A 21,261-nucleotide genomic window follows, 5' to 3' on the forward strand; every position below is an offset into this window, starting at 1 on the left:
CCTTCTTTTATGACAATAGGTCCCGGGTAGGGCCATACCTGCACTTTGAACAATTCCAGCGCAGTCTTTAACTGCAAATTATGCAAAGCAATCGGTGTAAGATGCGCCTGCGCATTGCCTTACCTGATAGCCAAAGCAAGATTTTCCCTCAATCCTTTTCTCTAGCCCCAGCAAAGCTTCACATAGGCGGTACTTTTTAGCGATGGCCTTCAAATAAGCAAGTGCTTCACGCTTGCTATAAAACAATCCATACAAATTGTCTTGTAAGCCAGGAGCTAGTTGGTGGTGGGTGACCAGTGAAGGCGTCAATACTCCCGTCTCAGCCTCAACCAAACCCCATCCGCATAGATCTTTTGATCTACGCAGCTTCACGTTCATGCCGGGCATTCGCTCTTTAATTAACCTAGACTCTAGAAGGAGTGCTCCCAGCTCGCCACTTGTTTCTATCCAGTCAATATCTCTGATTTGCATGGAAAGTTTCATTTCCTTGCGCCGCGTCAGAGCCCCCTGAAAATGACCCATCACTCTACTACGCAAAGAAATACTTTTGCCGATGTACAAAGGCGTTTTATTTTCTCCATAAAAGATGTAACAGCCAGGGCTATCAGGTATTGAATCAATCAGCTCTTTGTCGATATTTGCTGGCAAACTCGGATTGCCGATCAGCTGATTAATCGCTTCATGCAGTTTTGCACTTCCAAATGTATTCTCGCAAACACGCCAAAACTGCAGCAATAAATCCGCATCACCTAAGGCGCGATGACGTGCACTAACTTTCAGATCATGGGCGTGAATGATGGCGTCTAGGTTATGACGTGGCTGCTCAGGAAAAAGTAATCTAGACAGCTTGACCGTACACAAGACTTTAGGCTTGAAATCAATGCCTATTCTCTTAAAAGATGCCTTGATGAATCCATAATCAAAGCGCGCGTTATGAGCGACAAATATTTTCCCTGCGAGCTCTTGCATTAACCTTTCTGCAATTTGATCAAAGGTAGGCTTACTTTCAACCATCTCAGGAGAGATTCCGGTGAGTTTTTGGATATTTTGGGGGATGAAAGTCTGGGGGTTAATCAATTGCCCCCAAACCTGAATTTCATTGCCGGATAGGGATTTAATCCCTATTTCTGTAATGCGATCTCGATCAAAATGAGATCCCGTGGTTTCAATATCAATAAAGGCTAAATCTGGGTATGAATCCGGAGGCATATCCGCAAAAAAACTTGGTAACCAATTAGTTTGTAGAAGAATTTTTGTTGAGATAGTCAGCAAAACTAAAAACGGAGTTAGGTCCACGTGGAGCTTCTTCCGCTTTCTTAAATGAGCTTCTCAGAACTTTCTGCATTTCACCTTTGGGACTTTTATCTTCTTGAGGACTCATTTGAGCATCAAAAGTCAAATAAGAATTTCTTTCTGGAGCTTCTTGCATCTCACTAAAACGTGGTATGTAATTTTTTATAGTAGTGGTCAAATTAACACTTGAAATACAAGTCATCATATAAGTCTCTAGCGTCTGATAGAGATCTTTTGCAATATCGGATGCCTCTACTTTTCTTTTTTTAATTCTATTCATTGCTAAGACGATATCTTTGATTGTGATCATGCGAGGTTCTTTTGAAAGCTGATAACCCCCCGCCCTTCCTTTAATACCAATGACCAAACCAGACTCTCGCAAGGGTCGCAACAGCAACTCAATTCGACTGATCGATAAATGAAGTCTATTGGAAATCTCTGGAACAGAGACTAATCGCCCATTAGCTGAATGGCTGGCAATATCTACCAGAGTATTGAGTGCGGCCTTGACTGCTTTGGTAACTTCCATGATGCTTTGGAATAAAAATAAGATTGAGGATAGTATCAAGCTGATTTTCCCTTTGTGCTGCGGCGCACTAATTAACCCCATTTACCCTATGGTTGAGGCTTCCAACCCCCAACATCCCCTCTCCATTCGTATTTTGCGCTCCCTAGCAGGTTTGATGGCTGGGGGAACAATCGCTCAAGCCCTTGGATGCATCACTGCCTATTTAGCGATGGAAGACCAACAAGCGGGAGGGATGATTGCCCATCTAGTTATACAACATCTTTCCTATTATTTTTTAGTGTGTGGGTTTGTCATTTTGAGCTTCTCTAATATTTTGATCAAAAGGGGAATGCCCTCATTTAAAAGTATTCGACTTCCATCGCTCACAATCATTTTTAGTGCTGCGACTGCAAGTTATTTACTGATACCCCGAATGGATTATCTAAGAGAGATAGCACTACAAGATGGCATGCCAGTCATGCTCTCGCCTTTTGCAAACTATTTTGTCATTTTGAATTGCCTAACATTTTTATTGCTTTGTATACAAATATTATCTAGCGGGCTTGTAGTATGGAGACTATCTGAAATTTAGTCATCTCAGAAAAGGTCTTATCTGATCAATTAATACCAGCTGCTGATCATGCCTTATAAACTGCCCTAGCTCCACACGCAGCTTGGATTGGCTAATGTAAAAGGTTTTTGCATTCTCAGCAGGAAGTTCTATTCTTGCCCACTCAGTATTCAATTCATAAAGAGTTTCTTTATAACCAATAAACTTTTTAATCAATAGACGTTTGCCTTCAATATCAATTGTCTCGCAATCAAGGGCATGCCTACAGTAAATGAAAAATCCAATGGTTACTGCACTTAACTCCAGAGCAGTAAAGATAGGGATCATCCACACACCAGCCAGAAAGAAGCCAGTCGCCACAATCAGCGAGAGGCACACCAAGGCAATGTAGAACTGCAGCAGCTGCTTGGGTGTGAGCGCACAATTTCTTCGCATCTGCCAACGTCTTTTACTCATGTCAACGACTCTAGTTAATCACTGCTTTACTAAGCTTTGTTACGTTCCTGAGCTCTCGCTAACTAATCTGCACTTCTTTGCTGGAAATTGACCAACTTGTGATATCCCATTTGGTAGCATGGGCAATGCTTTCCAAGAATCCAACGCGCAAGCCTAATACGAAGCTTTTCAATCACTCATATCTCCCATAATGCGTTCTATTTAAATTGGCTTCACTCATCTTTATCTTTATCGCTGTCATTCATCAAATTCTGGCTATGGGTTTGAATAGACTTCACATTCAAGCTAGGAGAGACCATTTGCTCTCCATTCCATACTTGGCCACACCAGCATTCTCCAGCGTCATTAATGATGCAAACGCCAGAGCCACAGCAACGATTACCGGAGGTTTTCATCATAAATTTTCATAGGTTGATGAAATTTCATAGGCAGCACTCGTCCATAAATCAACTGTAACCAATTTAGAAATCAAGAATACTAGACCACGCTTGAATGAATTTTGATGATACGCAATCGCATACCATCACCCTTCTTGCTAGGCGTGATGGTATGAATCATTTTTATGCAGATTCAACATAATTACTTGCTTACTGAATCACTCCACAAGCAATACGTGGGCCAGAATTGCCAGCAGGTTGTGACTTATAGTCATCTGGATCTCTATGAACAACGACAGCGCGACCAACAATTCCTGTTGGTCCTGCATTCACTGTAAAACCATGCAACTTCGCAGAATAAACAGCCTTTCCATTTGCGTCTGATTTGATATTTGGTAAATCTCCAGCGTAGTTCATGCCGCTGTCAGGCATTCCATGCATCTTTGTCTCAGGATTAAAGTGTCCGCCAGCGTTTGTTGCATCCGGCGCAGAACAATCTCCTTTTTCGTGCACATGAAAGCCTTGCTCAGCATTAGGCTTTAACCCAGAAAATTTGCCATTGATCAAGACATCATGACCTTGCCAGACAAAATTCACCTCTCCTTTGGCCTGTGACCCCGATTTTGAATCTAGAGTAGCACTCGCTTTTTGCCCTGTACCTTGGTCCATAGACTGACAAGCAACAAGGAATAACAGACCAGATACAGATAATGAGATTAGTAACTACTTTTGACTGATGTTCATAAAGGACTCCGCTATTGTCATTATTTGTTAACACTTAGGCCAGTTTGACACAAATAGGGTGACTTTGCTCTTCCTATGCTCCTCACGAAGCAATCGAGCACTATTTTTAAATTTTTTATACACTAGGCATCGAAAAAGGACAAATAGTATGAAACTACATCATTTAATTACCCCTTTGATAGCAGGTGCATTACTTAGCCTACAACCCCTAGCCGCACAAACCAATCTTGCTACCGAACTTAATGATGGGCAGCATGTTTTGCTAATGCGTCACGCTGATGCGCCCGGTTATGGGGATCCAACAGGTTACCAACTGGATAATTGTTCCACTCAAAGAAACCTAGGCGATACAGGGAAAAGACAAGCAATCATTATTGGACAGTGGCTTAGCAGTCAAGGAATTACATCTGCAAAAGTTTTGAGTAGCCCTTGGTGTCGCTGTATTGATACCGCAAAACTCCTAAAGAAGGGTGCAGTGACCACCTCTCCTGCACTAGGCTCATTTTTTGATGACATGAGCCTTGAAAAACAACAAACACAAGCGCTAGAAAGTTTGATTCGAGTTCAGCTTAATGAAAATCCTAAAACGCCTATTATTCTGGTAACCCATCACGTCAATATCCAGGCATACGCAGGAAAAGTAGTCAACGTTGGAGACATGGTCTTAGTGAAAGTTGATCAGAACGGAAAAAAGCTCTCTCAACAGATTTATCCTAGCCCAAATTTTTAAGCGCTACTAGCGAAAGCCGACCCCTAGGTAAAGATCGTCAGTGATCCAGAGAGGGTAAACGCCTCAATTTAAATCAATGGGAAACTGCCGTAGAAAAAAGATTGATTACTACAACCCCTGAAACGATTAATGCAATTCCAATTAACGCACCAGCGTCTAGTTTTTGACCGAGCCAGAACCAACCAATAATGCCAACCAAAGAAATACCAGCGCCAGACCAGATAGCGTAAGCAATCGCTAGTGGGATTTGATCTAGGATTTTTGATAGGGCAAAAAAAGATAATCCATACCCCATCAAGGAAATAATGGTGGGCACTATTTTGGTAAACCCCTCGATGTACTTTAGTGCAGTTGTAGCGATCACCTCAGTAATGATTGCGAAACTCAAAATAATCCAAGCCATATTAATCTCTCTTGATTTAGTACTTTTAAAGTAACGAATGTGTCACCCTGCCATCCATCATTGTTTGCACTACTTTGGTGGAATAAATCTCATCCGGATGAATCTTAAACAAGTTCTTTTGCAAAAAGACTAAATCCGCCCTTTTACCAACAGCAATCGATCCAACTTGATTTTCCATGCGCATTTATTTGATAGGCACCGTTATAGGTATAGCATTGCAATGCTTGTGCCAAAGTAACCTTTTGACGCTCGACAAAAGGCGCATCTTCTTTTGGATAGCCCGGGCGTCTTCTGGTAACAGCTGCTTGAAGATTAATGAGCGGCGGAATATCAGCGATTTCAATTCCTGGAATATCAGAACCATAAGCTACGATCGCGCCAGAGCGCACTAAATCACCATATGGAAAAATTTCTTCCTCGACGCGCCTTTTCCCCAGCGCCTTCTCAAAAGTCTCAATATAGTTTCCGCTATAGTTAGTCCCCCACATCGGCTGGCAATTAGCGAGTACCCGCAATTGCTTATAGCGAGGAATATCTTGGGGGTTGACTGTTGAGTTATGGGTAATCGTATGGCGACTATTTTTCCAGCCTATCTTTTTTTGCACTTCTTCAAGAGAATCCAACACTGTTCTAACTGACCCATCAGCATCGGTATGGATATGCATGTCAAAACCTGCCTTTTGTACAGCAATAGTTTGCTCTTTAGTAAAGGTCATCTTTCCATAGTCATCTGTAGTGCCCTCAAAAGGCTCAAGCAGCAAAGCTCCGTGAGATAGTTAAGTGCCATCTGACCAAAGCTTGCAAACGTTAATCTTAAGATGCTCAGATTTAAGGTGTTTATTCCAATCGCTGAGGTGATTGGCAATCATTTGAGGGTCATTGGATCCGTCGCGAGTCCACGCGCAACCAGTAATGCGTACCGGCAATTTTCCAGCTTGATCTCTCTTAATCAAGTCTTCGTAAACCCACTGCGCATCCTGACTACGGGTGCCCACAATGACACCGGCATTAAACAGGCTAGTAACACCCCAGGAAGGCGCTGGATCTAAGGTGAGCACTTGAGAAGCATGAACATTTTCTGGACTAAACACACCCAAAGGTATCGCTATCCGCATGACTGCGCCACCCTCTACACCATGACCTGTTGGCACACCATCACTATCTCGCACAAAATACTGTGAACCAGGCGTAGGATCTGGAGTGTCTGCACCAACACCTGCCGCTCGCATGGCAGCGGTATTAAACCAAATATCATGTGCATCTATAGATAACAAATACATAGGTCGATCACCAGTAATGGCATCTAACCATTGGCGAGTTGGTTTAATCTCTCCAGGATTCCAACCAAAACCCCTAAGTACCTGTGTGAACCTGGATTATCAGCAACATACTTTTGCACTCTAGCTAAGATGGCATCTTTGCCTTCGACACCAACAATATCTAAACCTACTTTGGTAATTCCCATCTCAGGGTGTGCATGTGCATCAACAAATCCTGGCATTAACATACCGCCTTCTAAATTGATCACCCGAGTTCGCGGCCCCTGCCAAGCGCTAATCTCAGCAAGACTTCCGACATAAACGATCTGATTTCCACGAATAGCTACTGCCTCTACAGTTGGATTTGTAAGATCTGCTGTGTAGATCAAACCACCCCGATAGATCCAATCGGCTTTACCATCCGCAAGAGAAAATGGTTTGGCAAATAACGATTGAGGAGATGCGGCAAATAATGCGCCACTTGCGGAGAAGGCCCGCATAAAGTCTCGTCTATTCATCATATGCTTTTGATCTCATGATTTAAATCTAATTGATAGATTATTTCACGATAGGATAAACATTCCACAGAAACCAATCGATACTGAGGGAGCGAAAAAATTGTTCCAGCTCATAATCCACTATTCCAAATCGGATCGCGCTCGGCGAAGAAAACCCCCACCATTTCTGATGAGGATTTGCTTTTCTGGTGGCTCCACCAGGACTTGAATCTGGGATCAAAGGATTCCGGTTTGTGTAATTTTCATTACTCCCTGGACTCCCTTCACCATATTTCTGGAATATCTAGATAAGGATAAATTTTTAACATCGCTCGACGGCCTTCCATAGCTCGCCTTTCCCAACCAGAACCTCTAGATAGCGCATCTCTCCAGGCATTCTTAACCAACCCCTCATTACCAGCATCTAATAACACTTTAATAATAGAAGCGGCCTGTCCTAAATCTTTATTTGCCTTAACTCTTTCCGTAACAGGGCGTTCTCCATAAATAATTAATTTGTGGATTGCATATCTTTGAGGCGCTGGAATATTAACAATGCAAGCGCCACCTTTAGACAACAACACTGCTTGTGTAGTCTCAATTAAAGAATATTCCATAAATTTAAGACACTCTAAAGCCAGCCCCAAATCCGGCAAAACAACCGTCTTACCATCGCGCGTTTCAGATGTAACAAAATCTAGACGCAGCTCAGGATCTTTGGGATTTCTATACTGAGCACCAGTCTTTCCGGAAAACTCAGCAATAGGTAAAAGACCCATTTCCAAAGATGTTAAAGCATCATGCACGGATAATTTTAGATTTGCCCCTAAAGCCACCGATACATTCTTGCCAGCATGTGCGAAATCCACATCCATCGTTTTGCTAGAAGACGTCCATTTAACGCCGAGCATATTCCCCATAGCTAAAAATGCATGGGTTCCAATCAATATTCCCCCAGCCCTAAAAAATCCATACTGACCTAAACGATTAATTACACGAAAATGTTTAGTTAAAGTAGTCATGCAGCCCAAGGCGATTGCTGACTTAGTCTGAGCTTGAATTATTTCAGCGCCAGATTCCGCCTTGCTAACTTTCGTCCTCTCAATCAATTGACTTACCCTCTCATCCTCTGGACCAACATAGGCCATACGTTGAGTTCCATCAATATCTCGAAAGTTGTAATAGATGTAGGGATTACCTCTTTTAATAAGGCGCTGAAAGGATCCAGGAAGAGCGCTTAACTCTCCAATATTTAGAGTTTGCAATTGATCTTGCAGTTCTGCGTAGGCAGTCTGGGCGCTCAACGAAAGTTCTTTATAAAGTTGCATTCGCGAATGTTACTAGACAAATAATTATTTGTCTAGTAACAAGATTTCCCTTTAAAAAAAAAATGAGGAGGCATTCCCTATACCAAAGAAGAGTTATAAAACAAACCCCTATCATTTCTGATGAGGGTCTGCTTTTCTGGTGGGCCCACCAGGACTTGAACCTGGGACCAAAGGATTCCGGTTTGTGTTGCTTTCACAACTCCCTGGACTATGCCTTCACCATATCTTTCGACTTAGGTGGGTGCCGTCTAGTCTCTACACCTTCAACAGCACTTTCATACTGAAGCTTGGCTCGGCGTTGGCATATCTTGCGACTTAGCTTTCTCCGAATTTGACACCATCCCATATACAGTTTCCACGTATATGGCACAACTTACGCTATGAGTCCTCTGCTCTAACCAACTGAGCTATAGGCCCGTTAATCTTTGGTCAATCTTCTTCGAGGAAGGTCTTGAGCTTATCGCTACGACTTGGATGACGCATTTTTCTGAGTGCCTTAGCTTCAATCTGACGAATACGCTCACGAGTAACGTCAAATTGCTTACCTACTTCCTCGAGAGTATGGTCTGTACTCATCTCTACGCCAAAACGCATACGCAATACTTTTGCTTCACGTGGTGTTAATGAGTCCAGAACATCTTTCACTACATCACGCATGGAGTCATGCAATGCTGCTTCTGCAGGAGCTAAGGTATTGCCATCTTCAATGAAGTCGCCTAAATGAGAGTCTTCATCGTCACCGATTGGAGTCTCCATGGAGATTGGCTCTTTAGCAATCTTCATGATCTTACGAATCTTATCCTCAGGGATCTCCATCTTCAGCGCCAAGGTTGCAGCATCTGGCTCATGACCAGTTTCTTGCAAAATCTGACGACTGATACGGTTCATCTTATTGATCGTTTCGATCATGTGCACAGGGATACGAATCGTACGTGCCTGGTCAGCAATAGAACGAGTAATTGCCTGACGAATCCACCAAGTCGCATAAGTAGAGAACTTATAGCCACGTCGGTATTCAAACTTATCTACGGCCTTCATCAAACCAATATTGCCCTCTTGAATTAAGTCCAAGAACTGCAAGCCACGGTGGTTGGTGTATTTCTTAGCGATGGAGATCACCAAACGTAAGTTAGCTACCGTCATCTCACGTTTAGCTTCACGAGCGCGTTTCTCGCCCGCGATCATTTGCTTATTTACTTCTTTGAGCTCAGGCAATGGAATAACGACATTCTTTTGAATATCAATCAACTTTTGTTGCAACTCTTGAATCGCTGGAACGTTACGTTGCAAGAGTGCGCTATATGGCTTGTTCTCTTTGAGCAACTTATCAGTCCAAGCGAGGCTCATTGACATCTTCGGGAAGTCTTTCAAAACTTCACCGCGATTAACACCCACTTTATCCACCAATAAACTCACGATACCACGCTCAAGCTTCCAAACTTGATCAACCTGAGAACGCATGGTGTCACATAATTTCTCAACCCTCTTCGCTGTTAGACGAAAACCTAGTAATTCTGCGCGAATCGCATCTTGCGCCTTGATATATGCAAGAGAGTTATAACCATCCTTATCAAAAGCGCGACGCATTTTTTCAGCTTGAGCACGAACGATTGCAAACTTTTCTAATGAAATTTGCTTAAGCTCCTCTAACTGCTTAGCGTTTGCTGTTGCAGCGCCGCCACCGCCTTCATCTTCACCCTCATCTTCACCTTCATCGGCTTCAGGATCAATTTCTGGCTCTTCTGGCCCTAACTTAATGTCTTCTGCATTTGGGTCAACTAGTCCATCAACAAATTGATCGATCTCCATTTCACCAGAGGCAATCTTATCAACGTTACTCAGAATTTCAGCGATTGTTACCGGGCAAGCGGCTAATGCCATCACCATATCTTTAAGGCCTGCCTCAATCTTCTTGGCAATCACAATCTCGCCTTCGCGAGTCAACAAATCTACAGTACCCATTTCACGCATATACATGCGGACTGGATCAGTTGTACGACCAAACTCTGAGTCAACAGTGGAGAGTGCAGCTTCTGCTTCTTCTTCGGCCTCTTCTTCAGAAGCTGCAGCCGCTGTGTTATCTGACAGAATCAAAGTTTCAGCATCGGGAGCTTGCTCGTAAACAGTAATGCCAATGTCATTTAACAAGCTGATCAAGGTTTCTAATGCATCGGCATCAGATAACTCATCAGACATGACGTCATTCATCTCTCCATGAGTTAGGTAACCCTTGGACATACCCATCTTGATCAAGGTCTTTAGGCGAGCACGACGTAACTCTTGTTGTTCTTCAGTGCCCAACTGCTGCGCAGCAAATTCTTTTAAGAGCGCTTTTTCCTTCGCCTTACGCTCACGCGCCTTTTGGCGATCCGTCAATACAGGCTCAGCAGCATCAGCTGGAGTATCGGCTTTTGCTTTGCGGCCACGCTTTTTTTCTTCTTCCGCAGAAGACGTCACTACTTCAACATCTTTGGCTTGCTTTGCTTTGAGCTCTTTTGCTTCTTTGGCTAATTCAGCCTTTGTTTTCTTCGCAGGCTCTACCTTAACTTCAGCTTTAGTACCTTTTGCGGGAGTAGTGGACTTTACTGTTTTAACTGGGGCTTTAGCCACAGGTTTAGCAACAGCTTTTACAGCAGGCTTGGCAGGCGCTTTTGCTTTAGGTGCTGGTTTAGCAGGCGCTTTGGCCTTCACCGCAGGTTTTGCAGCAGCTTTGACAGGCTTAGCAGGCGCTTTTGCTTTAGGTGCTGGTTTAGCAGGCGCTTTGGCCTTCACCGCAGGTTTTGCAGCAGCTTTGACAGGCTTAGCAGGAGTTTTAGCAGCTGTTTTGACAGCGGCTTTTACTGGTTTGGCTGGTTTTTTGGTCTTGATATTAGGCATTTATTAGCACTTACTCACATTACTGTTGTTGGTCTTGACTGATTAAGCACAGTCGCGCGTTTCACTTGCCCCAAATTTCATCAAAATAAAGCGCAAGTGGCTGAATTAGTTCGTATTTTTTCTTGGGAACAGAGGATTATAGTCGATTGCGACTTTTTTGACCCCGGTTTACCTAAAAAGATGGGGTGATTTTGCGTATTTTCTAGGGGTATTTAAAGAAATTCTTAGACCATCTTCAGCTTTTCGCCTAATTCACGATATCTGACACGATCTTGCTCGTTAGCTGTGCTTCCAGCAATTTTTTGAGCGATTTCCGTCATTTCTTGCTTGAGTTCTATTAGCTCCAGTTTTTTCAAACTACCACTCAGATCTGCAACCGCACCCTCGAGCTCTAAATCAGAACCCATGACCCTCTTGCGCAGCACTTCGTACATGGGCGCTAACTCGCTGCGCGAGAGTTGATCTTGAAACATCGCAAAAGCACCAGCCCCAACACTTGCGGGTTTGCCATCTTCGCCGGGAATGAGTTCAACTAAATCACACTGCATGAGTAGATCCTTCATCAGGGCAAGTGCGTTAGCTGATCTTTGCTCAGCAGCCTTAAGAGCGAGTGCTCGCTCATTGCTATCAAGCGCTTTTCCTAGATGCGGGAATTGAATGAGTACCCGCAACATCTGCTCAGCTAAATCAGTTGGCGCTTTAGGTGGCTCAAAATTCTGGCCTGCCACTCGTTTAGCAGAACCCTTGGAGGCTTGCCATGGAGCACCCTGTCTATTTCCGGAATTTGAAAAGGTATTTGGATTAGTTTGCGCCCTTGCTTGCGCAGCTTGATATATAGACGCCTGAACAGGAGCCGGCACGATAGTTAAACCGCAAAATGCTTCTAGCTCGGTAGGGGTAGTGTTAGTTCGAATCGCCAGCTCTCGCAGAATCTGTGTACGCAAAGCAATTGGTGGCATTGATAGCAATAGAGGCTTAGCCGCGTGATGGGTATGGGCTCTACCCTCTGGGGTAGTTAAATCATGACCGTCACTTGCGATTTTGAAAAAGAAACTGGAGATAGACATTGCTTCTTTAATGACTTTTTCAAAAGCAGGAGCACCATAAGCACGAACATAACTATCTGGATCATGCTCAGTAGGCAAAAATAAGAAACGAATTTCTTTGTCGTCTGACATGAGCGGTAAACATGCCTCTAAAGCACGTTGCGCAGCACGTTGACCTGCAGAATCGCCATCGAAAGAGAACACCACTTTATCAGTCTGTCGTAGCAACATGCGCACATGGTTTGCAGTGCATGCTGTGCCCAATGTTGCAACTGCATTGGGAAATCCTAATTGCGCCAGCGCCACTACATCCATATAGCCTTCGCAGACTAAAACATATTCTTGCGCTCGAATAGCTTGCCTTGCTTCAAATAATCCATAAAGCGTATTGCCTTTGGAAAAGAGTGGCGTCTCAGGAGAATTTAAATATTTGGGCTCACCTTGATCGAGTATGCGCCCACCAAAACCAATGGTTTGACCTTTGGGATTGCGAATGGGAAACATGACACGATCACGAAAACGGTCATATCGCTTGACTGGAGAGCCCTCTGACTGCTCACCTTGTATTAGCAAGCCGCCCTCAACCAAAGTCTTTGCAACCTCATCATTGGAATAAGGCCCAAAAACAGCCTCAAGGCCTTGCCAACCATCTGGGGCATACCCCAAAGCATAACGTTTAGCAATTTCACCAGTAAGACCACGCCCCTTGAGGTAGTCCACAGCACGACTGCTATTTTTAAGCTGTTGACGATACCATTCGGCCGCTGAACTCATCACCTCGCTCAGTGCCATTGCTTGCTGTTGGCGGGCAACATCAGTTGCTGTACGCTCTTCGCGCGGCACATCTAAACCGGCAGAACGCGCTAAGTCCTCAATCGCATCGACATAACCAAGACCGGAGTACTCCATCAGAAAACTAATCGCTGAGCCGTGTGCACCACAACCAAAGCAGTGATAAAACTGCTTTGTTGGCGATACGGAAAATGAAGGGGACTTCTCAGAGTGAAAGGGGCATAAGCCTTGATAGTTCGCGCCCGCTTTTTTTAACTTAACATGCTGCCCAACCACATCAACAATATCGACCCGATTTAAGAGATCGGCAATGAAGGATTGGGGAATAAGTGCCATACAATAAGTATGAAACTGTTTTATCTTTTGGGTTTAAGAGTTTGACTTACTTGGCGAGCGCTGCCTTGACTAAACCAGAAACCTTACACATATCAGCTTTGCCAGCCAGCTGGCCTTTGAGAACACTAATCACTTTACCCATATCCTGCGCGCCAGAAGCGCCTGTAGAGGCAATGGCTGCGGCTATGGCAGCCTGTACCTCAGCATCAGACATTTGTGCCGGCAAGTACTCCTGGAGGATCACCATCTCAGCAGATTCGACAGCAACCAAATCATCGCGCCCTGCTTTTTCAAACTGAGAGATGGGGTCTTTACGTTGCTTAATCATCTTTTCAATCGTTGAAATAATGGCAGCATCATCGAGCACGATGCGATCATCTACTTCACGCTGCTTAATAGCGGCCAATAAAAGACGAATGGTGCCAAGTCGTGCAGTTTCTTTTACACGCATAGCTGATTTCATATCTTCGGTAATTTGATCTTTCAGACTCATGATGTGATCCCGGTGCTTTTATTAAATATATTTATCTAACTTTATTCGGTAATTCAAAAAGCAAAAACCCGCTGCGTTTCACCGTCAGCGGGTTTCAAAGCTTCTCGGTGGAGAGAGCTTTTAAATTCTATTAGTAAAGCTTCTTAGGCAACATTTGGCTGCGAATACGCTTGTAATGGCGTTTAGCAGCAGCCTTTTTACGCTTACGCTCAGCTGTTGGCTTCTCGTAAAACTCGCGGGCACGCAAGTCTGTCAAAAGACCATTTTTTTCAATGGTGCGCTTGAAACGGCGCAATGCCACTTCAAATGGTTCGTTTTCGCGGAGGCGGACTGTAGTCATACTTATTTAACTCGTATATGCTCGATAGGAAAAATTAACTGAATTGCGATTCTAGCACGACAAAGCCAAAAAATGATTGTTTTAGGGATAGAAACTTCTTGTGACGAAACCGGAGTGGCTTTATACAACACAGAGCCCTTTGAGACCGGTAAACCTGCATTTTTAGGCATTCTAGGCCAGGGTTTGCACTCTCAGATCGCCATGCACCGGGACTATGGGGGTGTAGTTCCAGAACTAGCCTCTAGAGACCATATTCGGCGTGTGTTACCCCTTTTGGACCAATCTTTAGACCAATCTGGCCTCAAATTGGCCGATATCAATGCAGTCGCCTATACCCAAGGTCCTGGTTTAGCTGGCGCCCTTCTGGTTGGAAGTGCATTTGCAAAATCTCTAGCCCAGGGCCTCAATTTACCCTCCATTGGGGTGCATCACTTGGAGGGTCACCTACTTTCGCCGCTTTTAGGCCAATCTACCCCTCAATTTCCATTTATCGCCCTTTTGGTCTCCGGCGGACATACCCAGCTGATGAAAGTCTCCGGCATTGGCCAATACGAACTCTTAGGTGAAACCTTAGATGACGCAGCCGGCGAGGCATTTGATAAAACCGCTAAATTACTGGGGCTTGATTACCCAGGCGGGGCAGCCATTTCCAGGCTTGCAGAAAGAGGACGCCCCGGCATGTTTGATTTACCAAAACCAATGCTGCATTCAGGTGATTTAGATTTCTCTTTCTCTGGCTTAAAAACTGCTGTTCTCAATCAAGTGAAAAAGTTTGAAGGACAAAAAATGACTGATGCAAAGGCAGTCAGTCAATTTCATGCGGATTTAGCCAGAAGCTTTGTCGAATCGATTGTTGCTGTCCTAGTGAGCAAATCCAAAAAAGCACTTAAGCAAACTGGCTGCAAACATTTGGTATTAGCCGGAGGTGTTGGAGCAAATACGCAACTGCGCAACTCCCTCAATGAAATTGCCTTGAAAAACCATTTCCAAGTACATTACCCACCGCTTGAGCTATGCACTGATAACGGCGTCATGATTGCGTTTGCTGGTGCCCTGCGATTGCTAGCTAAAAATAATGGCTCCACAACATCTGGAGCCTTTGATATCAAACCCCGTTGGGATTTGCAAAGCAACAACCTGAGTTAGCTTGCTTTAAATGTGTAAATTCATTTTTGATGACTGATGCGAGCAAATGCGCTGTGGTTATGGATGGACTCAAAGTTTTCTACTTCAACCACAAAAGATCCGATACGCTGATCGGCCTTAAGGCGCCCAGCTACATCACGCACTAAATCTTCGGCAAACTTGGGGTTGCTATAAGAATGTTCAGTGACCCACTTTTCATCAGGGCGCTTGAGTAATCCCCATAACTCACTGGAGGCTTCACTCTCCGCTGCAGTGACCAAATCCTCTACCGTCATTTGGGTGCTTGAATCAAGTACCACTGTCATCGTGACATGTGAGCGTTGATTGTGCGCACCAAATTCAGAAATCTCTTTTGAGCATGGGCACAAACTCATCACCGGTACTTGCGCACGCAAACCAAGTTCTACATCCGTGTTACCTGTTGCATTTTGCTTGGCAGTAGCCATCCAGGTGACTTCGTAATCCATCAAGCTTTCAACACCGGATACTGGCGCTGCTTTTTTTACAAAGTGGGTATAGGTAAATTGAATATGGCCTTCTTTTGCATCGAGCAATGGCAGCATCTCACGCACCAAAGCGACTACGGTAGTGCTATCAACAGCTTGATCTTGCTTTTGTAAGAGCGCCATGAAACGAGACATATGTGTACCCTTCACATGGGCTGGTAATGCCACATCCATTTCAAAAGTACCAACAGAGGGAAAGTTTCCAGAAGCGCTTCGAATGGTCAGAGGATGACGCACTCCACGAATACCCACTTGCTCAATTGGCAATGCGCGCTCATCCAATGAGGATTGCACATCGGGCATTGCGGAAGCTTTAAGGAAAGCGGGATTCAGATCGTTCATCACTCTATTTTCAAGCAAAACGGGCTTATTTGCCCAGAACTACGAAATTTGTAGCTAAAACTGCTGGAAAACGCCGCTTTATGGAATTCGTAATACCTTCTGCATCTAAACCGCACTTGGTCATCAGCAAGCTGTAGTCACCATGCTCGATGAATTCATCAGGAAGACCTAACTGCAATAAGGACTTATTGATACCTATGCTTGAGAGCGCCTCAAGACATGCGCTACCCGCACCACCAGCTATCACACCATCCTCTATCGTGACAAGATAATCGTGACTCTCTGCCAAAGATTGAATCAAATCGATATCGAGTGGCTTAACAAAGCGCATATTGGCCACGCTTGCATCAATAGCATCGGCAACTTCTAATGCAGGATAAAGCAATGTTCCAAAAGCAAGAATCGCTACACGCTTACCAGCAGGTGCATTCGATTTACGACGAATCTCACCTTTTCCCAATGGCAAAGTACGCAACTCAGCTGAGGGAATCGCTCCAATACCAGAGCCCCGTGGATAGCGGACTGTACTTGGGTGTGGTTGATGAAATGCAGTAGTTAACAAGTCTCGACACTCTGCCTCATCAGCAGGCGTCATCACCAACATGTTCGGAATGCAACGTAAGAAAGAGATATCGTAAGCGCCGGCATGTGTTGCGCCATCAGCACCGACCAAGCCAGCACGGTCTAAGGCAAACAGCACTGGCAAATCTTGTAGAGCGACATCATGAATCAGTTGATCGTACGCGCGCTGCAAGAAGGTTGAGTAAATCGCCACCACCGGCTTCATGCCTTCACATGTCATACCCGCTGCAAAAGTCACAGCATGTTGCTCGGCAATGCCAACATCGTAGTAGCGCTTAGGAAAGTTCTGCTCAAACTCCACTAAGCCTGAACCCTCACGCATCGCAGGCGTGATGCCAATCAGCAATGGATCAGCATGAGCCATATCGCACAACCACTCACCAAATACTTGTGTAAAGGTTTGTTTGCTAGCCGTCAGCTTTTTAACGCCTTCCTCAGGATTAAATTTACTAGGGCCGTGATAGAGGACTGGATCAGCCTCAGCAAGTTCGTAACCCTGGCCTTTTTTAGTAACAACGTGCAAGAACTGTGGGCCTCGACCTTCAATTGCTAGGCAGCGAACGTTTTGCAGCATAGGAATCAACGCATCTAAATCATGGCCATCAATAGGGCCAAAATAGTTAAAGCCAAATTCTTGGAAGATCGTTGATGGAGAAACCATACCCTTGGCATGATCCTCAAGGCGCTTTGCAAACTCTCGCAAAGGTGGCGCAATGGAGAGAACGCTATCAATCCCTTTTTTAGTTGCCGAATAAATATTGCCGCTTAGCAGTCTTGCTAAATGGCGATTGAGCGCTCCGACCGCTGGCGAGATCGACATGTCGTTGTCATTCAAGATCACTACCAGTGGTAGGTCATCATAGACACCAGCATTGTTCATCGCTTCAAAAGCCATACCACCAGTCATAGCGCTATCGCCAATCACGGCAACCGCAACTTGACGTTCGCCCTTGGTTTGAAAAGCGCGTGCCATGCCCATCGCGGCAGAAATACTCGTTGAGGAATGGCCTGTGCCAAAAGCATCAAATTCACTTTCAGCCCTGTGAGGAAAGCCTGATAAACCCTTGAACTGACGCAGAGTGCTCATGCGCTCTCGGCGACCAGTCAAAATCTTATGTGGGTAGCTCTGATGACCCACATCCCAGACGATGCGATCGCGTGGGGTATCGAATACGTAATGCAAAGCGATCGATAACTCCACCGTTCCTAAGTTCGAAGATAGGTGACCGCCTGTTTTAGAAACAGAATCTAAAACAAATTGGCGTAATTCATCCGCAAGAACTGGAAGCTCTTCGCGAGTGAGTTCTTTTAAATCATCAGGGGAGTTAATCGAATGTAAAGTCATTGAATCTAAATTTGTCATTTACCTCTATTGACAACCAATAGAGCTAAATCTTTCAAGGCCTGCGCTTTGCTACCAAAACCTTCTAAGCTTTTGATAGCGTTTCCCTGCAATTCTTTAGCTTGCTTTTGTGCATAATCTAAACCCATCAAGGTGACATAGGTTGACTTGTTCGCCGCCGCGTCTTTACCTGCAGTTTTTCCAAGGGTTTGACTATCGGCGGTCGCATCCAGCACATCATCCACAATCTGAAAAGCCAAGCCTAGGGCTTTTGAATACTGCCCCAAATGAGCTAATTGTGCTTCGTTCAGGTTGGCCGCAATACCACCCAGCTCCACCGCACAGGAAAGCAAAGCGCCAGTCTTCATCGCGTGCATAAGTTGTAAACCAGCAAGATCCAATTTTTTACCAACACTCTCTAAGTCAATGGCTTGGCCACCAGCCATACCGCGTGAGCCAGATGCCATCGCTAAAGCAGTAATCATTTTCAAACGCATTTCTGCGGGAGCTGTTGCATTTGCAAGCACTTCGAATGCCCGCGTTTGTAGTGCATCACCAACCAGCAAGGCAGTTGCCTCATCAAAGGCTTTGTGTACAGTAGGTCTGCCACGCCGAAGATCATCATCATCCATACAGGGCAAATCATCATGCACCAATGAGTAGGCATGAATACATTCAATCGCAACAGCAGCGGCGTCGAGAGTTTCGTCAGATGTCTGTTCTGCAAGCTGTCCTGCTGCATACACCAATAAAGGTCGAATCCGCTTACCACCGCCTTGAGCTGCATAACGCATTGCCTCATGCAAGCGCCAAGGATTCGTTTGCACAGAATCAAGCAAACGATCTAAAGCAGATTCGCATCGCTCAGAATGAGTACTGATCCACTCTTGAAATGAAACCGTAGCGCTCAATCTTTAAGCCTCAAATACTCGCACTTGCTGCTCAACTTGCGCAAGAACTCCTTGGCAATGTTTCAGCAATGCCGCACCGCGCTGATAAGCCAATAAGGTCTCTTCCAGGGAAAATTTGCCAGATTCCATATCAGAAATGAGCTTTTCAAGCTCCTTAATGGCCTGCTCATAGCGAAGATCTGGGTCGATCTGGACCTCAAGGCCTGGTTTTGACTCTCTGACTTCTTGGCTGGCATAAGCTAATTTCCTCTAATTCCCGTACGGATAGCCCTACATATTAAAGCGAGAACCCCTTCAGATGGGTATAATCCACCCCTTCCTTTCCAATATCGATCCGTCGATGGTTGGATTGGTTATTCCGCTTAGCTTCGGCTGACGTTTTCGGGGGTGGGGAGAATGACTAATCTGGCTACCGCGCAAAAGCTTGCGCCGTCCAATCTACAACTGCCGGTTTCGGCATATTTTGACGCTGACCTATATCAGCAGGAAATTGAACTGCTTTTTAAGCAGGGTCCCGGCTATGTAGGTCACGAACTCATGGTGCCAGAAGTTGGCTCCTATCAAACTCTTAGCGCTGAAAACGAAGGACGCATCCTCGTGCGTAACCAAGAGGGTATTGAACTGCTTTCCAATGTCTGCCGCCATCGCCAAGCACTCATGCTGAATGGCAAAGGCAAGGCAGACAATATTGTTTGCCCACTGCATCGCTGGACTTATGACTTAGGTGGAAAATTATTAGGCGCGCCACACTTTGTGGATAAGCCTTGTTTAAATTTAGGTAAATCTCCACTACAAAATTGGCAAGGCCTCTTATTTGAGGGTCCACGAGACGTCAATACCGATCTTGCAAAACTTGGTGTTGCAAATGACCTCAAGTTTGACGACTATATGCTCGATCATGTTGAAGTACATGATTGCAATTACAACTGGAAAACATTCATCGAGGTTTACCTCGAGGACTACCACGTTGTTCCCTTTCACCCAGGCTTAGGTAAGTTTGTTTCATGCGAAGATTTGAATTGGGAATTCGGCGATTGGCATAGCGTGCAGACAGTTGGCATTCACAAAGATCTTCAAAAACCAGGCTCCCCAACCTATCGCAACTGGCATGAAGCGGTGCTACGCCAATTTGGCGGCAAAGCTCCGCGCCACGGAGCTATCTGGCTTACCTACTACCCCAATGTCATGGTGGAGTGGTATCCAGGCGTACTGTGCGTTTCCACACTTCATCCTATGGGTATCAATAAAACTCGCAACATTGTGGAGTTTTATTACCCAGAAGAAATCGCTCTTTTTGAGCGTGAGTTTGTTGAAGCTGAACGTGCGGCGTATATGGAAACCTGCATCGAAGATGATGAAATTGGTGAGCGCATGGATCAAGGTCGCGCAGCACTTTATGCACGCGGCATCAATGAAGTGGGTCCTTATCAAAGCCCTATGGAAGATGGTATGCAACATTTTCATGAGTGGTATCGCCGCGTCATGAACTTTCAGGGCGCATAATCTTACTCATTCGTTCCCACGTCTTTCCACTAAAAAGGAAGCACCATGACTCCTCTAATTTCCGCAAATCAGTTAGAAGAAATCATTAATAGCGGTGAGGAGGTCTTGTTGTGTGACTGTCGCTTTGATCTAGTCGATCCGCTATATGGCCAAAAAGCCTACGAAGAAAGTCATATTCCGGGCGCTATTTATGTGGACCTTGATCACGATCTATCGGGACCAAAAAATGGTGTCAATGGCAGACATCCTTTACCTTCGCCAGAAGCTTGGGCAAAAACCAAAATCCGCCTAGGCATTACCCCCAACACCTTGGTCGTTGCTTACGATAAACAAGGTTCAGTGTATGCAAGTCGTCTGTGGTGGATGCTAAAAACAAGCGGTCACGCAAAAGTGCAAGTCCTTGATGGTGGACTAGATGCCTGGAATGGCCCCATGGGAACTGTTCCTCGCAAACCAATCCCCAGCCCCCAAGCAATAGAACCAAGACCTTATGTTGGCCTGGTTTTAGTTGATGAAATGGTAAGTAATTTACAAACCAAGAAAAACACCATAATTGACGCGCGCGCCAATGATCGCTTTCATGGTCAAAACGAAACCTTAGATCCCGTTGGCGGTCATATCCCTGGGGCTATAAATCGTTTCTTTAAAAACAATCTCTCAGCGACAGCATTCAAACCAGCAGAGCAGCTCTTTAAAGATTTTGTGGAGTTATTGGGTCCCGTTAAGCCTGCTGATGTGATTCACCAATGCGGTTCGGGAGTGACGGCTTGCCACAACCTATTGGCTATGGAGCTTGCTGGTCTGAAAGGCTCACGCCTATATGCTGGCAGCTGGAGTGAGTGGTGCGCCGATTCCAGCAGACCAGTGGAGCTCTAATTT

The 21,261-nt window shown here is 45.0% G+C and carries 22 protein-coding genes and 1 pseudogene; 5 read left to right on the forward strand and 18 right to left on the reverse strand.

From position 1 onward, the window contains the following. Positions 1–78: 78 nt before the first annotated feature. Both DXE33_RS05855 and DXE33_RS05860 read right to left on the reverse strand, forming a co-directional pair. On the reverse strand, positions 79–1,209 hold the full coding sequence (locus DXE33_RS05855; RefSeq protein WP_231970412.1) for an exonuclease domain-containing protein: 1,131 nt from the start codon (positions 1,207–1,209) through the stop codon (positions 79–81). 25 nt (positions 1,210–1,234) lie between these two features. Continuing rightward, positions 1,235–1,822 (reverse strand): RrF2 family transcriptional regulator, encoded by a 588-nt coding sequence (locus DXE33_RS05860; protein ID WP_114639071.1) that lies wholly within the window; start codon positions 1,820–1,822, stop codon positions 1,235–1,237. A 154-nt stretch (positions 1,823–1,976) separates the two neighbouring features. Between DXE33_RS05860 and DXE33_RS05865 the strand changes: the two genes are divergently transcribed. Then, on the forward strand, positions 1,977–2,393 hold the full coding sequence (locus DXE33_RS05865; RefSeq protein ID WP_162785426.1) for a DUF4149 domain-containing protein: 417 nt from the start codon (positions 1,977–1,979) through the stop codon (positions 2,391–2,393). Here DXE33_RS05865 and DXE33_RS05870 read toward each other — a convergent pair whose 3' ends face one another. The 3 genes from DXE33_RS05870 to DXE33_RS05880 form a co-directional block, all read right to left on the reverse strand. Beyond that, entirely contained in the window at positions 2,394–2,828 is a 435-nt protein-coding gene (locus DXE33_RS05870; protein ID WP_114639073.1) for a DUF2244 domain-containing protein, read from the reverse strand. A 212-nt stretch (positions 2,829–3,040) separates the two neighbouring features. Next, entirely contained in the window at positions 3,041–3,226 is a 186-nt protein-coding gene (locus DXE33_RS05875) for a hypothetical protein (RefSeq protein WP_197712008.1), read from the reverse strand. Between the two features lie 189 nt (positions 3,227–3,415). Continuing rightward, positions 3,416–3,874 (reverse strand): superoxide dismutase family protein, encoded by a 459-nt coding sequence (locus DXE33_RS05880; protein WP_408634180.1) that lies wholly within the window; start codon positions 3,872–3,874, stop codon positions 3,416–3,418. A 223-nt stretch (positions 3,875–4,097) separates the two neighbouring features. On the opposite strand from DXE33_RS05880, the gene DXE33_RS05885 reads away from it, so the two are divergent. Next, a complete protein-coding gene (locus DXE33_RS05885) occupies positions 4,098–4,679 on the forward strand; it encodes a histidine phosphatase family protein (protein WP_114639074.1) in 582 nt (193 codons plus the stop codon). A 73-nt stretch (positions 4,680–4,752) separates the two neighbouring features. Here DXE33_RS05885 and DXE33_RS05890 read toward each other — a convergent pair whose 3' ends face one another. The 9 genes and pseudogenes from DXE33_RS05890 to rpsU form a co-directional block, all read right to left on the reverse strand. Then, positions 4,753–5,082 (reverse strand): DMT family transporter, encoded by a 330-nt coding sequence (locus DXE33_RS05890; RefSeq protein WP_114639075.1) that lies wholly within the window; start codon positions 5,080–5,082, stop codon positions 4,753–4,755. A 25-nt stretch (positions 5,083–5,107) separates the two neighbouring features. Then, positions 5,108–5,266 (reverse strand): amidohydrolase family protein, encoded by a 159-nt coding sequence (locus DXE33_RS10710; RefSeq protein WP_114639076.1) that lies wholly within the window; start codon positions 5,264–5,266, stop codon positions 5,108–5,110. Then, positions 5,226–6,362 (reverse strand): annotated as a pseudogene (locus tag DXE33_RS10205) (amidohydrolase). The gene DXE33_RS10710 and the pseudogene DXE33_RS10205 overlap by 41 nt, the downstream one beginning before the upstream one ends. A gap of 23 nt (positions 6,363–6,385) precedes the next feature. Then, positions 6,386–6,841 (reverse strand): amidohydrolase family protein, encoded by a 456-nt coding sequence (locus tag DXE33_RS10465; protein WP_162785428.1) that lies wholly within the window; start codon positions 6,839–6,841, stop codon positions 6,386–6,388. Between the two features lie 281 nt (positions 6,842–7,122). After that, positions 7,123–8,142 carry a GSU2403 family nucleotidyltransferase fold protein gene (locus DXE33_RS05915; protein ID WP_231970414.1) on the reverse strand — a complete coding sequence of 340 codons (1,020 nt, stop codon included), beginning with the start codon at positions 8,140–8,142 and terminating at the stop codon, positions 7,123–7,125. Between the two features lie 453 nt (positions 8,143–8,595). Next, positions 8,596–11,043: an RNA polymerase sigma factor RpoD gene (rpoD, locus tag DXE33_RS05920; protein ID WP_174222294.1), complete on the reverse strand. Its 2,448-nt coding sequence runs from the start codon at positions 11,041–11,043 to the stop codon at positions 8,596–8,598. 224 nt (positions 11,044–11,267) lie between these two features. Then, on the reverse strand, positions 11,268–13,217 hold the full coding sequence (gene dnaG / locus DXE33_RS05930) for a DNA primase (RefSeq protein ID WP_114639081.1): 1,950 nt from the start codon (positions 13,215–13,217) through the stop codon (positions 11,268–11,270). Positions 13,218–13,263: 46 nt separating this feature from the next. Then, positions 13,264–13,710 (reverse strand): GatB/YqeY domain-containing protein, encoded by a 447-nt coding sequence (locus DXE33_RS05935; RefSeq protein WP_114639082.1) that lies wholly within the window; start codon positions 13,708–13,710, stop codon positions 13,264–13,266. A gap of 130 nt (positions 13,711–13,840) precedes the next feature. Further along, on the reverse strand, positions 13,841–14,050 hold the full coding sequence (rpsU, locus tag DXE33_RS05940) for a 30S ribosomal protein S21 (RefSeq protein WP_114639083.1): 210 nt from the start codon (positions 14,048–14,050) through the stop codon (positions 13,841–13,843). 72 nt (positions 14,051–14,122) lie between these two features. On the opposite strand from rpsU, the gene tsaD reads away from it, so the two are divergent. Continuing rightward, the gene (gene tsaD, locus DXE33_RS05945; RefSeq protein WP_114639084.1) at positions 14,123–15,196 is read left to right on the forward strand and encodes a tRNA (adenosine(37)-N6)-threonylcarbamoyltransferase complex transferase subunit TsaD; all 1,074 of its coding nucleotides are present in this window, start codon (positions 14,123–14,125) and stop codon (positions 15,194–15,196) included. 20 nt (positions 15,197–15,216) lie between these two features. Here the strand turns inward: tsaD and folE2 are convergent, their stop codons facing one another. Genes folE2 through xseB form a run of 4 tightly spaced genes read right to left on the reverse strand, consistent with a single transcriptional unit; the run spans position 15,217 to position 19,008 of the window. Then, the gene (gene folE2, locus DXE33_RS05950; protein WP_114639085.1) at positions 15,217–16,044 is read right to left on the reverse strand and encodes a GTP cyclohydrolase FolE2; all 828 of its coding nucleotides are present in this window, start codon (positions 16,042–16,044) and stop codon (positions 15,217–15,219) included. Positions 16,045–16,069: 25 nt separating this feature from the next. After that, on the reverse strand, positions 16,070–17,971 hold the full coding sequence (gene dxs, locus DXE33_RS05955; protein ID WP_114639743.1) for a 1-deoxy-D-xylulose-5-phosphate synthase: 1,902 nt from the start codon (positions 17,969–17,971) through the stop codon (positions 16,070–16,072). A 14-nt stretch (positions 17,972–17,985) separates the two neighbouring features. After that, complete coding sequence (locus DXE33_RS05960; protein ID WP_114639086.1) at positions 17,986–18,879, reverse strand: polyprenyl synthetase family protein; 894 nt, start codon at positions 18,877–18,879, stop codon at positions 17,986–17,988. A gap of 3 nt (positions 18,880–18,882) precedes the next feature. Further along, positions 18,883–19,008, reverse strand: coding sequence for an exodeoxyribonuclease VII small subunit (gene xseB / locus DXE33_RS10210; RefSeq protein WP_231970415.1), 126 nt, complete (start codon positions 19,006–19,008; stop codon positions 18,883–18,885). Positions 19,009–19,275: 267 nt separating this feature from the next. Here xseB and DXE33_RS05970 point away from each other — a divergent pair, with 267 nt between their 5' ends. Next, the gene (locus tag DXE33_RS05970; RefSeq protein ID WP_114639087.1) at positions 19,276–20,382 is read left to right on the forward strand and encodes an aromatic ring-hydroxylating oxygenase subunit alpha; all 1,107 of its coding nucleotides are present in this window, start codon (positions 19,276–19,278) and stop codon (positions 20,380–20,382) included. A gap of 45 nt (positions 20,383–20,427) precedes the next feature. Next, complete coding sequence (locus tag DXE33_RS05975; protein WP_114639088.1) at positions 20,428–21,258, forward strand: sulfurtransferase; 831 nt, start codon at positions 20,428–20,430, stop codon at positions 21,256–21,258. Positions 21,259–21,261 lie beyond the last annotated feature (3 nt).

Origin of the sequence: Polynucleobacter necessarius, assembly GCF_900096765.1 — a bacterium.
In the GTDB taxonomy this organism is placed as follows: Bacteria; Pseudomonadota; Gammaproteobacteria; order Burkholderiales; family Burkholderiaceae; genus Polynucleobacter; species Polynucleobacter necessarius_F.